17 protein-coding genes are annotated in these 16541 nt (G+C 71.9%); 15 read left to right on the forward strand and 2 right to left on the reverse strand.

The features are described 5' to 3' along the window. The first annotated feature begins 63 nt into the window (after positions 1-63). Together ACIA6C_RS29290 and ACIA6C_RS29295 are read left to right on the forward strand one after the other, a co-directional pair. Positions 64-1152, forward strand: coding sequence for an ABC transporter permease (locus ACIA6C_RS29290; protein WP_399280359.1), 1089 nt, complete (start codon positions 64-66; stop codon positions 1150-1152). After that, positions 1149-1832, forward strand: a complete 684-nt coding sequence (locus ACIA6C_RS29295) for an ABC transporter ATP-binding protein (protein WP_361139104.1) — start codon at positions 1149-1151, stop codon at positions 1830-1832. The genes ACIA6C_RS29290 and ACIA6C_RS29295 overlap by 4 nt, the downstream gene beginning before the upstream one ends. 117 nt (positions 1833-1949) lie before the next feature. Here ACIA6C_RS29295 and ACIA6C_RS29300 read toward each other — a convergent pair whose 3' ends face one another. Then, on the reverse strand, positions 1950-2753 hold the full coding sequence (locus ACIA6C_RS29300) for an IclR family transcriptional regulator (protein WP_190186535.1): 804 nt from the start codon (positions 2751-2753) through the stop codon (positions 1950-1952). Positions 2754-3081: 328 nt separating this feature from the next. Here ACIA6C_RS29300 and allB point away from each other — a divergent pair, with 328 nt between their 5' ends. The 4 genes from allB to ACIA6C_RS29320 all read left to right on the forward strand — a co-directional run bounded on the left by allB (position 3082) and on the right by ACIA6C_RS29320 (position 7726). Continuing rightward, positions 3082-4422, forward strand: coding sequence for an allantoinase AllB (gene allB, locus ACIA6C_RS29305; protein ID WP_399280362.1), 1341 nt, complete (start codon positions 3082-3084; stop codon positions 4420-4422). A 3-nt stretch (positions 4423-4425) separates the two neighbouring features. Continuing rightward, entirely contained in the window at positions 4426-5538 is a 1113-nt protein-coding gene (alc, locus tag ACIA6C_RS29310; protein ID WP_399280364.1) for an allantoicase, read from the forward strand. Between the two features lie 244 nt (positions 5539-5782). Next, the gene (locus ACIA6C_RS29315; protein ID WP_399280366.1) at positions 5783-6400 is read left to right on the forward strand and encodes a dihydrofolate reductase family protein; all 618 of its coding nucleotides are present in this window, start codon (positions 5783-5785) and stop codon (positions 6398-6400) included. Positions 6401-6535: 135 nt separating this feature from the next. Further along, positions 6536-7726, forward strand: a complete 1191-nt coding sequence (locus ACIA6C_RS29320) for a cytochrome P450 (RefSeq protein WP_399280368.1) — start codon at positions 6536-6538, stop codon at positions 7724-7726. A gap of 85 nt (positions 7727-7811) precedes the next feature. On the opposite strand, the gene ACIA6C_RS29325 is transcribed toward ACIA6C_RS29320, so the two are convergent. Beyond that, entirely contained in the window at positions 7812-8816 is a 1005-nt protein-coding gene (locus tag ACIA6C_RS29325; protein ID WP_399280370.1) for a Gfo/Idh/MocA family oxidoreductase, read from the reverse strand. A 237-nt stretch (positions 8817-9053) separates the two neighbouring features. On the opposite strand from ACIA6C_RS29325, the gene ACIA6C_RS29330 reads away from it, so the two are divergent. From ACIA6C_RS29330 to ACIA6C_RS29370, 9 genes are all read left to right on the forward strand, one after another. Then, a complete protein-coding gene (locus ACIA6C_RS29330) occupies positions 9054-10034 on the forward strand; it encodes a sugar ABC transporter substrate-binding protein (RefSeq protein WP_361139122.1) in 981 nt (326 codons plus the stop codon). Next, positions 10031-11062 carry an ABC transporter permease gene (locus ACIA6C_RS29335; RefSeq protein ID WP_361139125.1) on the forward strand — a complete coding sequence of 344 codons (1032 nt, stop codon included), beginning with the start codon at positions 10031-10033 and terminating at the stop codon, positions 11060-11062. The genes ACIA6C_RS29330 and ACIA6C_RS29335 overlap by 4 nt, the downstream gene beginning before the upstream one ends. Beyond that, a complete protein-coding gene (locus ACIA6C_RS29340; RefSeq protein WP_399280373.1) occupies positions 11032-11934 on the forward strand; it encodes an ATP-binding cassette domain-containing protein in 903 nt (300 codons plus the stop codon). Before ACIA6C_RS29335 ends, ACIA6C_RS29340 begins: the two co-directional genes overlap by 31 nt. Next, positions 11931-13103, forward strand: a complete 1173-nt coding sequence (locus tag ACIA6C_RS29345; RefSeq protein ID WP_399280375.1) for an ROK family glucokinase — start codon at positions 11931-11933, stop codon at positions 13101-13103. Before ACIA6C_RS29340 ends, ACIA6C_RS29345 begins: the two co-directional genes overlap by 4 nt. Next, complete coding sequence (locus tag ACIA6C_RS29350) at positions 13100-13693, forward strand: hypothetical protein (RefSeq protein ID WP_366081922.1); 594 nt, start codon at positions 13100-13102, stop codon at positions 13691-13693. The genes ACIA6C_RS29345 and ACIA6C_RS29350 overlap by 4 nt, the downstream gene beginning before the upstream one ends. Positions 13694-13731: 38 nt before the next feature. Further along, positions 13732-14364: an MBL fold metallo-hydrolase gene (locus ACIA6C_RS29355; protein WP_399280377.1), complete on the forward strand. Its 633-nt coding sequence runs from the start codon at positions 13732-13734 to the stop codon at positions 14362-14364. A gap of 30 nt (positions 14365-14394) precedes the next feature. Next, complete coding sequence (locus ACIA6C_RS29360; RefSeq protein ID WP_366081924.1) at positions 14395-15174, forward strand: exodeoxyribonuclease III; 780 nt, start codon at positions 14395-14397, stop codon at positions 15172-15174. Between the two features lie 71 nt (positions 15175-15245). Beyond that, positions 15246-15686 carry a DUF6278 family protein gene (locus ACIA6C_RS29365; RefSeq protein ID WP_399280380.1) on the forward strand — a complete coding sequence of 147 codons (441 nt, stop codon included), beginning with the start codon at positions 15246-15248 and terminating at the stop codon, positions 15684-15686. A gap of 105 nt (positions 15687-15791) precedes the next feature. Next, entirely contained in the window at positions 15792-16535 is a 744-nt protein-coding gene (locus ACIA6C_RS29370) for an amino acid ABC transporter ATP-binding protein (RefSeq protein WP_361139143.1), read from the forward strand. Positions 16536-16541 lie beyond the last annotated feature (6 nt).

A 16541-nucleotide genomic window follows, 5' to 3' on the forward strand; every position in this document is an offset into this window, starting at 1 on the left:
GACACCGGGAACCGCACTCCGGCTCGATGCCCCGCGCCCCCTGCCCGCACCAGGGTGGGGACCATGTTCGTCGCCTGGAGAGACCTACGGTTCGCCAAGGGCCGCTTCGCCCTGATGGGCGCGGTCGTCCTGCTGATCACGCTGCTCGTCGGCCTGTTGTCCGGACTCACCTCCGGACTGGCCCGGGAGAACGTCTCGGCCGTCACCGCCCTGCCCGCAACACACCTGTCCTTCGCCGCGCCCGCCGGCGGCCAGAAGGTGTCCTTCACCAACTCGCAGCTGACGGAGAGCGCCTGGCGGACCTGGCGGACCCGGCCGGGGGTCCGCTCGGCGGAGCCGCTCGCCATCCGTACGGCCAACGCCGTCGCCGGCGAGCGCACCGCCGCCGTCTCGGTCTTCGGCGTCGACCCGGCCGGCCGGCTCGCGCCCGGCGGTGCCGGTCCCGGGCCGGGCCGGGTGGTCCTGACCGAGAAGGCCGCGCGGGAACTCGGCGGACCGGGCGTGGGCGCCCGGCTGAGGGTCGGCCCGCTCGAACTGACCGTGGCCGCCGTGTCCGGCACCGCCGCGTTCAGCCACACCCCGGTGGTCTGGACGGACCTGGGCGACTGGCAGCGGATCGGGAATCCGGGCGGCGACGGCGGGGGCACCGTGGCCACCGTCATCGCCCTGGACGCCCCCGGCGCCGACCTCGCCGCGGGTGACCGGGCCGCCGGCACCAGGACCGAGACCATCGACGGCGCCCTGGGCGCCATCGGCTCCTACACCTCCGAGAACGGTTCGCTCCAGCTGATGCGCGGTTTCCTCTTCGCCATCTCGGCGCTCGTCATAGGGGCGTTCTTCACGGTGTGGACGATCCAGCGCAGCGGTGACATCGCGGTGCTGAAAGCGCTGGGGGCCTCCACCGGGTACCTGCTGCGGGACGCCCTCGGGCAGGCCGTCCTCATGCTGGCCGCCGGCACCGGGCTCGGCACGGCGCTCGCGGCCTCCTTCGGCGTGCTGATCAGCGGCGGGGAGGTGCCCTTCGTCCTCGACGCGGCCACCGTCCTCGTCCCCGCCGCCGTGATGATCGTGCTCGGCGCCCTGGGCGCGGCCCTTTCCATCCGGCGGATCACCGCCGTCGACCCGCTGACCGCCCTCGGGAGCGCCCGATGACCCTGCTCGTCCACGACGTCACCCTCACCTACCCCGACGGGGACAGCCGGCTCACCGCGCTGGACGGCGTCTGTCTGGAGGTGCCCGGCGGCACCCTGACCGCCGTGATCGGGCCCTCCGGGTCCGGGAAGTCCAGCCTGCTCGCCGTCGCCGCGACCCTCGTCACCCCGGACTCGGGGCGGGTGGTCGTCGCGGGCCGGGACACCGCCGGTCTCAGCGCCGCGGAGAAGGCGGCGCTGCGCCGGGAGGAGATCGGGATCGTCTTCCAGCAGCCCAACCTGCCGGCGTCCCTGACCGCCGCCGAGCAGCTCCAGGTGATGGCCCACCTGTCGGGCCGCCCGGCCCGGCGGCTGCGCGGACGCGCGCTGGAGCTGCTCGACGCGGTGGGCCTGGCCGACAAGGCGGACAGGCGTCCGCACCAGCTGTCCGGGGGCCAGCGCCAGCGGGTCAACATCGCCCGCGCCCTGATGAACGAGCCCGCCGTGCTGCTGGTCGACGAGCCCACCAGCGCCCTGGACCACGAGCGCGGCGCGGCCGTGCTCGACCTCCTGGTCACCCTGACCCGGGAGCGCTCCACGGCCACGGTGCTGGTCACCCACGACCACGCCCACCTGGAGCGGATGGACCGCACGGCGCGGATGGCCGACGGCCGCCTCACCCAGGCGCTCCCCGCGCGCTGAGGCACGCGAGAGCCCCGGCGCCCTCCCTCGCGGCGGGCGCCGGGGCTCTCGTACGTACGGACCCGAGCAGGCGCCGTACGGGCCCGTCCAGGCGCCGTACGGACCTGTGCAGGTGTCCTACGCGGGGCTCTGGCTCTGCAGGGCCACCGACAGCTCGGCGGCGACCCCCTGGAGGATCGGCACGATCGACTCCGTCAGCGCCTCCGTCACCCGGCCCGCCGGGCCGGAGATGGAGATCGCGGCGGCCGTCGGAGAATTCGGCACCGACACCGCCAGGCAGCGGACCCCTATCTCCTGCTCGTTGTCGTCGACGGCGTAGCCGACCTTGCGGACCTGCTCCAAGGCGTCCAGGAAACCCTCGGGCGTGGTGATGGTCTTCTCCGTCGCGGCCGGCATCCCGGTGCGCGCCAGCAGGGCCCGCACCTCGTCGGCGGGCGTGTACGCGAGCAACGCCTTGCCCACGCCCGTGGAGTGCGGCAGCACCCGGCGGCCGACCTCGGTGAACATGCGCATGGAGTGCTTGGACGGCACCTGGGCCACGTAGACGATCTCGTCTCCGTCGAGGAGGGCCATGTTCGCCGTCTCCCCGGTCTCCTCCACGAGGCGGGCGAGGTAGGGGCGGGCCCAGGTGCCGAGCAGCCGGGCGGCCGACTCGCCGAGGCGGATCAGGCGGGGGCCGAGGGAGTAGCGCCGGTTGGGCTGCTGGCGGACGTATCCGCACGCCACGAGGGTGCGCATGAGACGGTGGATGGTCGGCAGCGGCAGACCGCTGGCGGCGGAGAGCTCACTGAGGCCGACCTCGCCCCCCGCGTCGGCCATGCGTTCAAGCAGGTCGAAGGCGCGCTCCAGGGACTGGACGCCACCGCCGCCGGCGGTGGGCTTGGCGGAAGCGTCGGTGGTGCTGGCGCTGGACGTCGGCACGGGCGCGGTCCTTTCGGTGCTGGCAGGCAAGGAAGCAGCCTACCGGTCGGTCGGCGACGGCCCTAGAGCCGGGCGACGCCTTCCCCGCCGGTCAGAGGCGGTTTGTCCGGGAGACGGACGTGGTGGTGAAGGTACCGGCCGCCTCCCGATGGTGATAGCTACATTCTGGATAGTGAAATCTTAATTCCATCTCGTGGAAACGTCCAAGTGGGGCGGAAGGGTGTCAGTGGTCCGTCCGGAGGCTCTTGACTGGCTTGGGATCGCGGGGAAGACTCCGTCAACAGAACGTTGAATTTCGCTCTGTGGAAGTAGATGGGGAGGTTCCGGCGTGTCCGACGACGTGGAACTGGTACTGCGCTCGACCCGCGTGATCACCCCCGAGGGGACGCGCGCCGCTTCGGTGGCCGTCGCCGCCGGGAAGATCGTCGCCGTACTGCCGCACCAGGCCGCCGTACCGGCCGGGGCCCGGCTGGAGGACTTCGGTGACGACGTCCTGCTCCCCGGCCTGGTCGACACCCACGTCCACGTGAACGACCCCGGCCGCACCGAGTGGGAGGGCTTCTGGACGGCCACCCGCGCCGCCGCGGCCGGAGGCATCACCACGATCCTCGACATGCCGCTGAACTCCCTGCCGCCCACCACCACCGTCGAGAACCTGCGCGTCAAGCAGGACGTCGCCCGCAGCAAGGCACACGTCGACGTCGGCTTCTGGGGCGGCGCGCTGCCCGACAACGTCAAGGACCTGCGCCCCCTGCACGACGCCGGCGTCTACGGCTTCAAGTGCTTCCTGTCGCCCTCCGGCGTGGAGGAGTTCCCCCAGCTCGACCAGGAACAGCTGGCCACCTCCCTCGCCGAGATCACCGGCTTCGGCGGCCTGATGATCGTGCACGCCGAGGACCCGCACCACCTGGAGTCCGCGCCCCAGACGCCCGGCCCCAAGTACGCGGACTTCCTCGCCTCCCGTCCGCGCGACGCCGAGAACACCGCGATCGAGAACCTCATCGCCCAGGCGCGCCGGCTGAACGCGCGCGTCCACGTCCTGCACCTGTCCTCCTCCGACGCGCTGCCGCTGATCGCCGCCGCCAAGGCCGAGGGTGTACGGATCACCGTCGAGTCCTGCCCGCACTTCCTCACCCTGACCGCCGAGGAAGTCCCGGACGGCGCAACCGAGTTCAAGTGCTGCCCGCCCATCCGCGAGGCCGCCAACCAGGACCTCCTGTGGGACGCGCTCGCCGACGGCACCATCGACTGCATCGTCTCCGACCACTCCCCCTCCACCGCGGACCTCAAGACCGGTGACTTCGCCACCGCGTGGGGCGGCATCTCCTCCCTCCAGCTGGGCCTGCCGGCGATCTGGACCGAGGCGAGGAAGCGCGGCCGCACCCTGGAAGAGGTCGCGCGCTGGATGTCCACCGCGCCGGCCGCCCTGGCCGGACTGGCCGCCAAGGGCGCCATCGAGGCCGGCCGGGACGCCGACTTCGCCGTCCTGGCCCCCGAAGAGACCTTCACCGTGGATCCCGCCCACCTGCACCACCGCAACCAGGTCACGGCGTACGCGGGCAAGACCCTGCACGGCGTCGTGAAGTCCACCTGGCTGCGCGGCACGCAGATCGCCGACCACGGCACCCCGACCGAGCCCACGGGCCGACTCCTCGAAAGGCAGAACTGACAAGTGGCGATTCCCTCCTTCACCGGCAACGCGAACCCGTACGGAGGCGGCGACCCGTACGCGGACTACCGCACCGCGGACTTCCCGTTCACCCAGTACGCGAACCTCGCCGCGCGTGCGCTCGGCGCCGGTGTCATCGCCGCCAACGACGAGTTCTTCGCCGAGCGCGAGAACCTGCTCATCGAGGAGCCCGCGCACTTCGACCCCGAGCACTTCGGGCACAAGGGCAAGGTCATGGACGGCTGGGAGACCCGCCGCCGCCGCGGCGTCTCCGCCGAGCAGCCCTGGCCGACCGCCGAGGACCACGACTACGCCCTGATCCGCCTCGGCGCCCCGGGCGTCATCCGCGGCATCGTCGTCGACACCGCCCACTTCCGCGGCAACATGCCGCAGGCCGTCTCCGTACAGGGCGCCGCCGTGGAGGGTTCCCCGACCGCGGAGGAGCTGCTCTCCGGCGACGTCAAGTGGACGACCCTCGTCGAGCGCACCCCCGTCGGCGGCCACGCGGCCAACGGTTTCGAGATCGACGTGGAGCAGCGCTTCACGCACCTGCGCCTGAACCAGCACCCGGACGGCGGAGTCGCCCGCCTGCGCGTCTACGGAGAGGTCCGCCCGGACCCCAAGTGGCTCGCCGCGCTCGGCACCTTCGACGTCGTCGCCCTGGAGAACGGCGGCTCGGTCGAGGACGCGTCCAACCGCTTCTACTCCCCGCCGACCAACACCATCACCCCGGGCCGCTCCCGCAAGATGGACGACGGCTGGGAGACCGCCCGCCGCCGGGACAACGGCAACGACTGGATCCGCTACCAGCTGGTCGCGGACTCCGAGATCCGCGCCGTCGAGATCGACACCGCCTACCTCAAGGGCAACTCGGCCGGCTGGGCGTCGCTGTCCATCAAGTCCGGCGAGGACGGCGAGTGGACGGAGTTCCTGCCGCGCACCCGCCTCCAGCCCGACACGAACCACCGCTTCGTGCTGGACACCCCGGCGGTCGGCACGCACGTGCGGATCGACATCTTCCCGGACGGCGGCTTCTCCCGCCTGCGCCTGTTCGGCTCCCTGACGGAAGCCGGCGCGGCCGCCCACGCCGCCCGCCACCAGGAGCTTGGCGGCTGATCCGCCCCTCCTGACGCACCGCGGACCGCCCCGGGGGCCGACACCCCCGGGGCGCACCCGTGCGCGGGCCGGGTTCCGCCCCGGCCGCGCCCGCCCGGCGTACGGACCCTCCTGCCGGCCGGCCCCGCCGCCTTCCTCCGCGTGCTCCGCGCGGCGTCGCCCGCGCGCCGCGGCGATGAGTTCTCGGCGGCCCGGGAGTCTGAACGGTGAAGAGCCGACCGTACGGAACAAGGAGCGCTGAGCCATGGGCAAGCTGACCCTCACCACCTTCCTCACCCTCGACGGAGTGATGCAGGCGCCCGGAGGGCCCGAGGAGGACCCCAGCGACGGCTTCCGCTACGGCGGCTGGGTCGTGCCCTTCGACGACGAGGTCATGGGCGGGTTCATCACGGAGAACTTCGGCCGGGTCGAGGCGTTCCTCCTCGGACGCCGCACCTACGAGATCTTCGCCGGCTACTGGCCGGACCACGACGACCCCGCCAACCCCGTGGCGAGCCGGCTCAACCGCCTGCCGAAGTACGTCGCCTCCACCACGCTGCGCGAGCCGCAGTGGGAGAACACCACGGTCATCGACGGCGAACACCTCCAGGCCGAGGTCGTACGGCTCAAGGACAAGCTGGACGGAGAACTCCAGGTCCACGGCAGCGGACAGCTGGCCCAGTGGCTGCTGGCCCGGGACCTGGTGGACGAACTGCACCTGATGGTGATGCCGGTGTTCCTCGGCGCGGGCCGCAAGCTGTTCCCGACGGGCGGCCTCCCCACGTCCTTCGAACTGACCGGCCACCGCACCACCCCCAAGGGGATCGCCATCCACAGCTACCGCCCGACCGGCCGCGCCACGTTCGGCACCTTCGCGGTCTGACCCTCCCGTACGGTGGCGCCCTCGTGGTGCCGGTGCTCGCCCTCGCCGGCACCGCCCGGGGCCGGCGAGCCGGAAGCCGACCGATTGGCCGAAAGCCGCCCCACCCATGGTCAACTGCCGGTCTAGGGTGACCCCATGCCGATTCTGGACCTCAGTACGATCGCCGAAGACTTCAACGAAAACCCGTATCCGCACTACAAGCGGCTGCGCGAGAGCGGCCCCGTGCACCGCGTCAAAGCAGCGGACGGGCAGGAGGTCTGGCTGATCGTCGGCCACGAGGAGGCCCGGCAGGCCCTCACCCACCCCGAGGTGTCCAAGAACTGGCTGAGCAGCGGCCTCTACAGCGACCGCGAGACGACCGAGGCCAGCGCCAACATGATGCGCTCGGACCCGCCCCACCACACCCGGCTGCGCAAACTGGTCGCCCCGTCCTTCGCCCCCGGCCGGATCGAGTCCCTCCGGCCCCGGATCCGGCAGATCGTCGACGGACTGCTCGACGGGATGGCCGCGCGCGCCGAACGCCGCGCGGACCTGATCGAAGCCTTCGCCCAGCCCCTGCCGATGATCGTGATCTGCGAGATCCTCGGTGTCCCGGAGAGCGACCAGGACGACTTCCGCGCCTGGACCGCGGAGATCGTCGCGCCGACCGGAGTGGAGTCCGAGGGCGCGGCCTGGCGGGACATGACGGCCTACGTCAGCGAGCTGACCGACGCCAAGCGGGCCGACCCCGGCGACGACCTGCTCAGCGCCTGGACGATGAGCCGCGAGGAGGGCGGGGACCGGCTCACGCGCCAGGAGCTGGTCGCGATGGCCCTGCTGATGCTGCTCGGCGGCAACGAGACCGCCGTGCACCTGATCACCAACGGCATGCGGGCGCTGCTGGCCCACCCCGAACAGCTCGCGGCCCTGCGGGCCGACCCGGACGGCCTCATCGACGGGGCGGTGGAGGAGGTACTGCGCTACGACGGCTCGGTGGAGACCGCCACCTTCCGCTTCGCCCGCTCCGACCTGGAGATCGGCGGCGTCCTCATCGAGGCCGGCTCGCCCGTACTGGTCTCCCTCGCCGGGGCCGACCGCGACCCCGCCCGCTTCGCCGAGCCCGACCGCTTCGACATCAGCCGCCCGGCCAGGGGAGGCGGCCACATCGCCTTCGGGCACGGCATCCACCACTGCATCGGCGCCCCGCTGGCCCGGCTGGAGGGCCGGGTGGCGATCCGGGCGCTCGTGGAACGCTTCCCCGGCCTCGCCGAGGACCCCGACGGGCCGCTGGAGTGGATACCGGGGGCGATGGTCCGGGGTGTGCGGCGGTACCCGGTGCGCTGGTAGCGGCGGGGCGCCACCGAGGATGTCCGGCGGACCACACCCCCGACGCGGCCACCCGTCCCGGGTCCGTGCGCCCCAGGCCGGCCCGTCACAGACCCGGGAGCTCCTCCATCCGTACCCGGCGCCGCTCCCGGCGCGAGAGCTCGCACGCCTCGGCGACCCGGAACGCGGCGAGCGCCTCGGCGCCGTCGCACGGGTTGGGGCCCTCGCCGCGCACCAGCCGTACGAAGGCCGCCAGCTCCGCCTCGTAGGCCGGGCCGAACCGCTCCAGGAACCCCGTCCACGGCTTGCTCGCCGGAGGCGGGCCGTGCGGTTCGGTCGAGGCGATGGGCGTGCGGTCGTCCAGCCCGGTGGAGACCTGGTCCAGCTCCCCGCCCAGCTCCATGCGCACGTCGTACCCGGCGCCGTTGCACCGGGTGCCGGTGCTGCTGACGAGCGTCCCGTCGTCCAGGGTGAGCAGGGCCGCGCCGCTGTGGACGTCGCCGGCCTCCCGGAAGTCGGGCCGGCCCTCGTCGGACCCGGCCGCGTACACCTCGGTCACCTCGCGCCCGGTCACCCAGCGCACCATGTCGAAGTCGTGCACCAGGCAGTCCCGGAACAGGCCCCCGGACGAGGGCAGGTAACCCGCAGGCGGCGGCGCGGGGTCGGCCGTGGTCGTCCGTACGGTGTGCAGCCGTCCCAGCGCGCCGGAGCGTACGAGTGCGCGCGCGGCGGCGTACCCGGCGTCGAACCGGCGCATGAAGCCCAGCTGGAGCACGCCGCGCGCCGCACCGACCTCGCGCAGCACCTCCAGGGTCCGCCCCAGGGCCGGCGCGACGGGCTTCTCGCAGAACACCGGCAGGCCGCCCCGGACCGCCCGTACGACCAGCTCGGCGTGCCCTTCGGTCGAGCAGGAGACGACGAGGGCGTCCACGCCCCAGGCGAAGACCTGGTCCACGCTCGGCGCGGCGGTGGCCCCGAGCCGGTCCGCCAGCCGCGCGGCCCGCTCGGGATCGGCGTCGGCCAGCAGCAGCGAGCCGGCGTCGGGGTGACGGGCCAGGGACGCCGCGTGGAACGAGCCAATCCGGCCCGTTCCGATGATCCCGATGCGCATGCACTCAACGTGACCCCGTACCGGAAGCCTGTCAATCTGCCCGGGAGTGCCCCGATGGTCTTCCATGGTCCACTGTGGCGGATACTGGGCGGCTGGAACCGGAATGGACCGCTTTGAGGACGACCGGCTGTGACGGTGACGAGATGCACGACGGGATGCGCGAAAAGATGCCCGACGGGACGCACGACAAAGGAAGGGCGCGGCGACGTGGCTAGGGTTCGGACAGGGGTGCGCGTCATGGGCGCCGTGCTCGCGGCGGTACTGGGGGCCTCCCTCGCGGGCTGCAGCAGCACGGGCGGCAAGCGCGCCGAGGAGCGGGCCAAGACCGCCCAGGCGGGCCGGCCCGCCGTGAACACCCCGCGCTGGACCTTCGCGATGGTCACCCACGCGGGCGATGGCGACACCTTCTGGGACATCGTCCAGAAGGGCGCCAAGGAGGCGGCTGCGAAGGACAACATCAACTTCGTCTACGCCCACGACGACCAGGCACAGCAGCAGGCCCAGTTCGTCCAGAACGCCATCGACCAGAAGGCCGACGGCATCATCGTGAGCCTCGCCAAGCCCGAGGCGCTCAAGGACGTCATCGCCAAGGCGGTCAAGGCCGGCATCCCCGTGGTGACCGTCAACTCCGGATCCGCCCAGTCCGCCGAGTACGGGGCCCTGACCCACATCGGCCAGGACGAGCAGATCGCGGGCGAGGCCGTCGGCGCCGAGCTGACCAAGCGCGGCAAGAAGAAGGCCGTCTGCGTCCTGCACGAGCAGGGCAACGTCGGGCACGAGCAGCGCTGCGCCGGGGCGAAGAAGACGTTCGGCGGGACCATGGAGAACCTGTACGTCGAAGGCACCAACATGCCCTCCGTCCAGGCGGCCATCCAGGCCAAGCTCCAGGCGGACCCGTCCGTCGACTCGATCGTGACCCTCGGCGCCCCCTTCGCCCCCACCGCGATCAAGGCCAAGGACGCGGCCGGGAGCAAGGCCGAGGTGGACACCTTCGACCTCAACGAATCCGTGGCCCGGGACCTGAAATCCGGCGCCCTCGGCTTCGCGGTCGACCAGCAGCCCTACCTTCAGGGGTACGAGGCCATCGACCTGCTGTGGCTCAACCGCTACAACGCGGACGTGCTCGGCGGCGGCCGCCCCGTGCTCACCGGCCCGCAGATCGTCACCGGCGACGAGGCCGCCAAGCTGGAGGAGTACATCAAGCGGGGCACCCGATGAGCGCACCGGCCCTGGCCGACGAACGGCTCGCGCCCACCTCCCTGCTGCGCCGCCTCCTCGGCCGCCCCGAGCTGGGCGCGGTCGTCGGCGCCGCCGCCGTCTTCGTCTTCTTCTCCTTCGCCGCCGACAGCTTCCTGCGGGCCTCCAGCCTGAGCACGATCCTGTACTCGGCGTCCACCATCGGGATCATGGCGGTCCCGGTCGCGCTGCTGATGATCGGCGGCGAGTTCGACCTGTCGGCCGGTGTCATGGTCACCACCTCGGCGCTGCTCAGCTCGATGTTCAGCTACCAGATGACCGCCAACGCCTGGGTCGGCGTCCTGGTCTCGCTGCTGGTCACCCTGGCCATCGGCTTCTTCAACGGGTTCATGCTGACCCGCACGAAGCTGCCCAGCTTCATCATCACGCTGGGCACCTTCCTGATGCTGACCGGCCTGAACCTCGGCTTCACCAAGCTGATCAGCGGCTCGGTCTCCACCAAGACCATCGCCGACATGGAGGGCTTCCCCTCCGCCCGGGCCCTGTTCGCCTCGCAGTGGAACGTCGGCTCGGTCACCTTGAAGGTCACCATCCTGTGGTGGCTGGCCCTGGTCGCGGTGGCCACCTGGATCCTGCTGCGCACCCGCGCCGGCAACTGGATCTTCGCGGTGGGCGGCGGCGCCGACGCGGCCCGCGCCACCGGCGTCCCGGTCGTCAAGACGCGCATCGGTCTGTACATGGGTGTCGCCCTGTGCGCCTGGATCTCCGGGCAGCACATCCTCTTCTCCTTCGACGTCGTCCAGTCGGGCGAGGGCGTCGGCAACGAGTTCCTGTACATCATCGCGGCGGTCATCGGCGGCTGTCTGATGACCGGCGGCTACGGCTCCGCCATCGGCTCGGCGGTCGGCGCCTTCATCTTCGGCATGACCAGCAACGGCATCGTCTACGCCCAGTGGAACCCGGACTGGTTCAAGTTCTTCCTCGGCGCGATGCTCCTGCTCGCGACGCTGCTCAACGCATGGGTCCGCAAGCGGGCGGAGGCGAAGTGACGGTGAACGACGCGACCGCCGTGAAGGCGAAAAACGCGACCGCTCTGGTCAGGCTGACCGACGTCAGCAAGTACTACGGCAACATCCGCGCCCTCCAGGGCGTCTCCCTGGAGGTCTCGGCCGGGGAGATCACCTGCGTCCTCGGTGACAACGGCGCCGGCAAGTCCACCCTGATCAAGATCATCGCCGGCCTGCACCGCCACGACTCCGGCAGCTTCGAGATCGAGGGCGAGGAGACCGTACTCGCGAACCCCCGCGCGGCCCTGGACCACGGCATCGCCACCGTCTACCAGGACCTCGCCGTCGTCCCGCTCATGCCGGTCTGGCGGAACTTCTTCCTCGGCTCCGAGCCCACCCGCGGCCGCGGGCCCCTGCGCCGCCTCGACGTGGCGTTCATGCGGGAGACCACCCGGGCCGAGCTGCTGCGGATGGGCATCGACCTGCGTGACGTGGACCAGCCGATCGGCACCCTCTCCGGTGGCGAGCGGCAGTGCGTGGCCATCGCCCGGGCCGTCTACTTCGGGGCGAAGGTCCTGGTCCTCGACGAGCCGACCGCGGCGCTCGGCGTCAAGCAGTCCGGCGTGGTCCTCAAGTACGTCGCCGCGGCCCGTGACGCGGGTCTCGGCGTGGTCCTCATCACCCACAACCCGCACCACGCCCACCTCGTCGGGGACCGCTTCGTGCTCCTCAAGCGCGGGGCGATGGCGGGCAGTCACACCCGCGACTCGATCACCCTGGACGAGCTCACCCGGCAGATGGCGGGCGGCTCCGAGCTGGACGAGCTGAGCCACGAACTGGAGCGGGTGGCAGAATCAGGTCCTGACCGCCCGTCCGGCACCACCCGCACCCCGAGGGACGACACGACTCGATGAGCACGTACCGGGACTTCACGCTCTCCCACCGGGGGTCGGCGCGGGGCACCGTCCTGCGGACCGTCGGGACCCGTGAGCGCCGGTCGCTGCTGACCGCGCCCCGCGTCCCGACCGTGGGCATCGACATCGGCGGCACCAAGGTGATGGCGGGTGTCGTGGACGCCGACGGGGTCATCCTGGAGAAGATCCGCACCGAGACCCCGGACAAGTCCAAGAGCCCCCAGGTCGTCGAGGACACCATCGTCGAGCTGGTGCTCGACCTTTCCGACCGGCACGACGTGCACGCCGTGGGCATCGGCGCGGCCGGATGGGTCGACGCCGACCGCTCCCGCGTGCTCTTCGCCCCGCACCTGGCCTGGCGCGACGAGCCGCTGCGCGACGCCCTCCAGTCCCGGCTCGCGGTACCGGTCATGGTGGACAACGATGCCAACACCGCCGCCTGGGCCGAATGGCGCTTCGGCGCCGGCCGGGGCGAGGACCACCTGGTCATGATCACGCTGGGCACCGGCATCGGCGGCGCCATCCTCGAAGGCGGCCAGGTCAAGCGCGGCCGCTACGGGGTGGCCGGCGAGTTCGGCCACATGCAGGTCGTGCCCGGCGGCCACCGCTGCCCCTGCGGCAACCGCGGCTGCTGGGAGCAGTACAGCTCCGGCAACGCCCTGGTCCGCGAGGCGCGCGAGCTGGCCGCCGCCGACTCCCCGGTTGCGTACAACATCATCGCGAAGGTCGGCGGGAACGTCTCGGAGATCACCGGGCCGCTCATCACCGAGCTGGCCCGCGAGGGCGACGCCATGTGCGTCGAGCTGCTCCAGGACATCGGCCAGTGGCTGGGCGTGGGCATCGCCAACCTCGCCGCGGCCCTCGACCCGTCCTGCTTCGTCATCGGCGGTGGCGTCAGCGCCGCCGACGACCTGCTGATCGGCCCCGCCCGAGACGCCTTCCGGCGCCACCTCACCGGCCGCGGCTACCGCCCCGAGGCCCGGATCGCCAAGGCCCAGCTCGGCCCCGAGGCCGGCATGGTCGGCGCGGCCGACCTGGCCCGCCTCGTCGCCCGACGCTTCCGCCGCGCCACGCGCCGGCGCGTCGAGCGGTACGAGCGCTACGCGCGCCTCGGCCTGCGCGACGCCACCGGCGCGACGGGCCCCGAGAAGCAGGACCGGCAGCCGTGAACCCACCGCCCCTGCTGCCCCGCCAGGCCCCCGCCCCCGACGAGGGCCCCGCGCCCGCCTCCCCGGCCGAGGACCGCCGGCACGTGGTCCGGCGCCGCTGGATCACCGCGATCATCATCCTGCTGCTCGTCGGCGTCCCCGCGGGCTACCTCGCCGTCTCCGCCCAGCAGAGCCGCGAGAGCGGCCGCGACAAGGCCGCCAAGGTCGGCGCCGTCAAGGTCCGCACGGCCTGGCCGTCCGCGGTGCAGCGCAGCATCTACGAGGTCCCGATCCCGATGATGGCCTCCCTCGTCGGCTACCTGGAGACCAACAACTGGCACACCAGCCGGCTCTACACCCAGTTCTCGCTGACCCCAAAGGAGCTGGACACCTTCCTCGCCGACATCGGCACCAGCAGGCAGCAGCTGACCCCGGGCGTGTCCATCTCCGAGCACGACGCGCAGGTCGCCGGATGGAGCTGGAGCCCCAAGCACACCTGGTACGGGATCACCCTCGACGCCAAGGACCCCCGCCCCACGCGGGACGTCACCGTAGACCTCACCAAGCCCGGGAACCCCAGGGTGTACGTGGTCTCCACGGCCGTCCCGTAGCCCCGGTGCACCCCGCTCCCGGCCGATAGCCTGGGATCATGAAACTCACCAAGCGCCTGCACTCGTGCGTCCAGCTGGAGAAGGACGGGCGCGTGCTCGTCATCGACCCGGGCGCTTTCAGCGAACCCGACGCGGGGCTGGGGGCGGACGTCCTGCTGGTCACCCACGAGCACCCTGACCACTTCGAGGAGGGCCGGCTGCGCGCCGCGCTCGACGCGAACCCGGAGGCCGGGCTGTGGACCCTGCGCAGCGTCGCGGAGAAGCTGGCCGGTGCCTACCCGGGCCGGGTGCACACCGTCGGCAACGGCGACGCCTTCGAAGCCGCGGGGTTCGAGGTCCGGGTACACGGCGAGCTGCACGCCGAGATCCACCCGGACATGCCCCGGATCACCAATGTCGGCTACCTCGTGGACGGTTCCCTCTTCCACCCCGGCGACGCGCTGACCGTGCCCGGGGAGCCCGTGGAAACCCTGATGCTGCCGGTGCACGCGCCCTGGAACAAGATCGCCGAAGTGATCGACTACGTCCGCGAGGTCAAGCCCCGCCGGGCCATCGACATCCACGACGCCTACCTCGCGGACCTGGCCCGACCCGTCTACGACAACGTCCTGGCCGCCCTCGGCGGCACCGACCACGGGCGGCTCACCGCCGGGCAGGCCAAGGACCTGTGACTGTCGGTGCCGGGCGGTAGGTTGGTCGGCATGCGTATCGCCACATACAACGTCAACTCGATCACCGCCCGGCTGCCGCGCCTGCTGGCCTGGCTGCAGAGCTCCGGCACGGACGTCCTGTGCGTCCAGGAGACCAAGTGCTCCGCGGACCAGTTCCCGCACGACGAGCTGCGCGAGCTGGGCTACAAGGCCGTGGTCAACGCCACCGGCCGGTGGAACGGCGTCGCGGTGATCTCCCGGGTCGGCCTGGAGGAGGTGGTCGTGGGGCTGCCCGACGGCCCCGCGTACGAGGGCGTCGAGGAGCCCCGCGCCATCTCCGCGACCTGTGACGGCGTGCGCGTGTGGTCGGTGTACGTGCCGAACGGCCGCGAGGTCGCGCACGACCACTACGGCTACAAGCTGGAGTGGTTCCGCGCCCTGGCCGCGGCCGTCGCGGAAGACGCGGCCGGCCCGCGCCCGTTCGCGGTGCTCGGCGACTACAACGTGGCGCCGACCGACGAGGACGTGTTCGACCCCGCCGTGTTCGCCGGCATGACCCACGTCACCCCCGCCGAGCGGGCCGCCCTGGAGGCGCTGCGGGCCGTCGGGCTCAGCGATGTCGTGCCCCGCCCGCTCAAGTACGACCGCCCGTACACGTACTGGGACTACCGCCAGCTCGCGTTCCCCAAGAACCGGGGCATGCGCATCGACCTGGTGTACGGCAACGAACCCTTCGCGGGGGCCGTCAAGGACGCCTACGTCGACCGCGAGGAGCGCAAGGGCAAGGGCGCCTCGGACCACGCCCCGGTCGTGGTGGACCTGGAGCTCTGACCCGCAGAGCCGCGATCCGGGTCCTGCGCGCCCTGTGGCCAGGCGGGGACGGCGGTGCGAGGCTGGTCGGTATGAACATCCCTTTCCTGGCCAACTGGCGGAACCGGCACGCGACGGAACAGGGTGCGGCGCTGGCCACCGCCCTCGCGGACGATCCCGAGGGCGTCGCGGAGCTGTTCGCGGAGTGCGAGATGCTGCGCTCCCAGGCGAGGTCCGCCGGGCTCGAACTCGACGGGAGCCCGGCGTCGTTGGAGGCGCTGGACCAGCTGATGCCGCGGTGGCGGCGGGACCCTGAGGCCGTGCCCTGGCTGGGGAACGACGCCGGTTTCTACCTCGGCACCGTGATCGTCCGGACCATCACGGGGGCCCGCTGGCAGGTGTGGCCCAACGGCCAGCCCGTGATCCGGCTCGGCTCCGGCCGGGAGCTGAACGTGGTCGAGTCGGGCGTTTCCTGGGCCGTCACGGGATCGCCGGAGCTGTCCCAGGCCTACGCCGAGGCCTCGGAGGGCTGATCTCCAAGGCCTTTATGTCAGCTTTAGGCGTGTCGCGGCGAAGTGCCCTTCCGCGGCTGGATAGTTTGCGCTGACCTCGACACCGACAAGTGGGCAGGGCAGCGTATGGCCGTCGATCCGTTGATCGAGCTGCGGGACGTCAACAAGTACTACGGGAAACTGCACGTCCTCCAAGACATCAACCTCACCGTCGGCCGCGGGGAGGTGGTGGTGGTCATCGGCCCCTCCGGCTCCGGGAAGTCGACGCTGTGCCGGGTCATCAACCGGCTGGAGACCATCGAGTCCGGCTCGATCGTCCTCGACGGCCGGCCCCTGCCCGCCGAGGGCAAGGAGCTCGCCGGGCTGCGGGCCGAGGTCGGCATGGTCTTCCAGTCCTTCAACCTCTTCGCCCACAAGACCGTCCTCGCCAACGTCTCCCTCGCCCAGATCAAGGTCAGGAAGCGCAAGAAGGAGGAGGCCGACAAACGCTCCCGCGAACTGCTGGAGCGGGTGGGCCTCGCCGACCAGGCCGACAAGTACCCGGCCCAGCTCTCCGGCGGCCAGCAGCAGCGGGTCGCCATCGCCCGCGCCCTCGCGATGAGCCCACAGGCGCTGCTCTTCGACGAGCCCACCTCCGCACTCGACCCCGAGATGATCAACGAGGTGCTGGAGGTCATGCGGCGGCTCGCCGCCGAGGGCATGACCATGGTCGTGGTGACGCACGAGATGGGCTTCGCCCGCTCCGCCGCCAACCGCGTCGTGTTCATGGCCGACGGGAAGATCATCGAGGACCGGACCCCGGAGGCGTTCTTCACCGCACCCGAGAGCGACCGGGCCCGCGACTTCCTCTCCAAGATCCTCAAGCACTGAGGGGGA

The sequence above is a fragment of the Streptomyces sp. NPDC051578 genome (assembly GCF_044454045.1).
In the GTDB taxonomy this organism is placed as follows: Bacteria; Actinomycetota; Actinomycetes; order Streptomycetales; family Streptomycetaceae; genus Streptomyces.

Bases quoted from the DNA above. Each gene is read 5' to 3' on its own strand.
- ACIA6C_RS29330 (WP_361139122.1), top strand. From the start codon at position 9,054: ATGGGCGCCGTGCTCGCGGCGGTACTGGGGGCCTCCCTCGCGGGCTGC.
- ACIA6C_RS29355 (WP_399280377.1), top strand. From the start codon at position 13,732: ATGAAACTCACCAAGCGCCTGCACTCGTGCGTCCAGCTGGAGAAGGAC.
- ACIA6C_RS29360 (WP_366081924.1), top strand. From the start codon at position 14,395: ATGCGTATCGCCACATACAACGTCAACTCGATCACCGCCCGGCTGCCG.
- ACIA6C_RS29325 (WP_399280370.1), bottom strand. From the start codon at position 8,816: ATGCGCATCGGGATCATCGGAACGGGCCGGATTGGCTCGTTCCACGCG.
- ACIA6C_RS29290 (WP_399280359.1), top strand. From the start codon at position 64: ATGTTCGTCGCCTGGAGAGACCTACGGTTCGCCAAGGGCCGCTTCGCC.
- ACIA6C_RS29340 (WP_399280373.1), top strand. From the start codon at position 11,032: ATGGGTCCGCAAGCGGGCGGAGGCGAAGTGACGGTGAACGACGCGACC.
- ACIA6C_RS29365 (WP_399280380.1), top strand. From the start codon at position 15,246: ATGAACATCCCTTTCCTGGCCAACTGGCGGAACCGGCACGCGACGGAA.
- ACIA6C_RS29335 (WP_361139125.1), top strand. From the start codon at position 10,031: ATGAGCGCACCGGCCCTGGCCGACGAACGGCTCGCGCCCACCTCCCTG.
- ACIA6C_RS29315 (WP_399280366.1), top strand. From the start codon at position 5,783: ATGGGCAAGCTGACCCTCACCACCTTCCTCACCCTCGACGGAGTGATG.
- ACIA6C_RS29320 (WP_399280368.1), top strand. From the start codon at position 6,536: ATGCCGATTCTGGACCTCAGTACGATCGCCGAAGACTTCAACGAAAAC.
- ACIA6C_RS29345 (WP_399280375.1), top strand. From the start codon at position 11,931: ATGAGCACGTACCGGGACTTCACGCTCTCCCACCGGGGGTCGGCGCGG.
- ACIA6C_RS29370 (WP_361139143.1), top strand. From the start codon at position 15,792: ATGGCCGTCGATCCGTTGATCGAGCTGCGGGACGTCAACAAGTACTAC.
- ACIA6C_RS29295 (WP_361139104.1), top strand. From the start codon at position 1,149: ATGACCCTGCTCGTCCACGACGTCACCCTCACCTACCCCGACGGGGAC.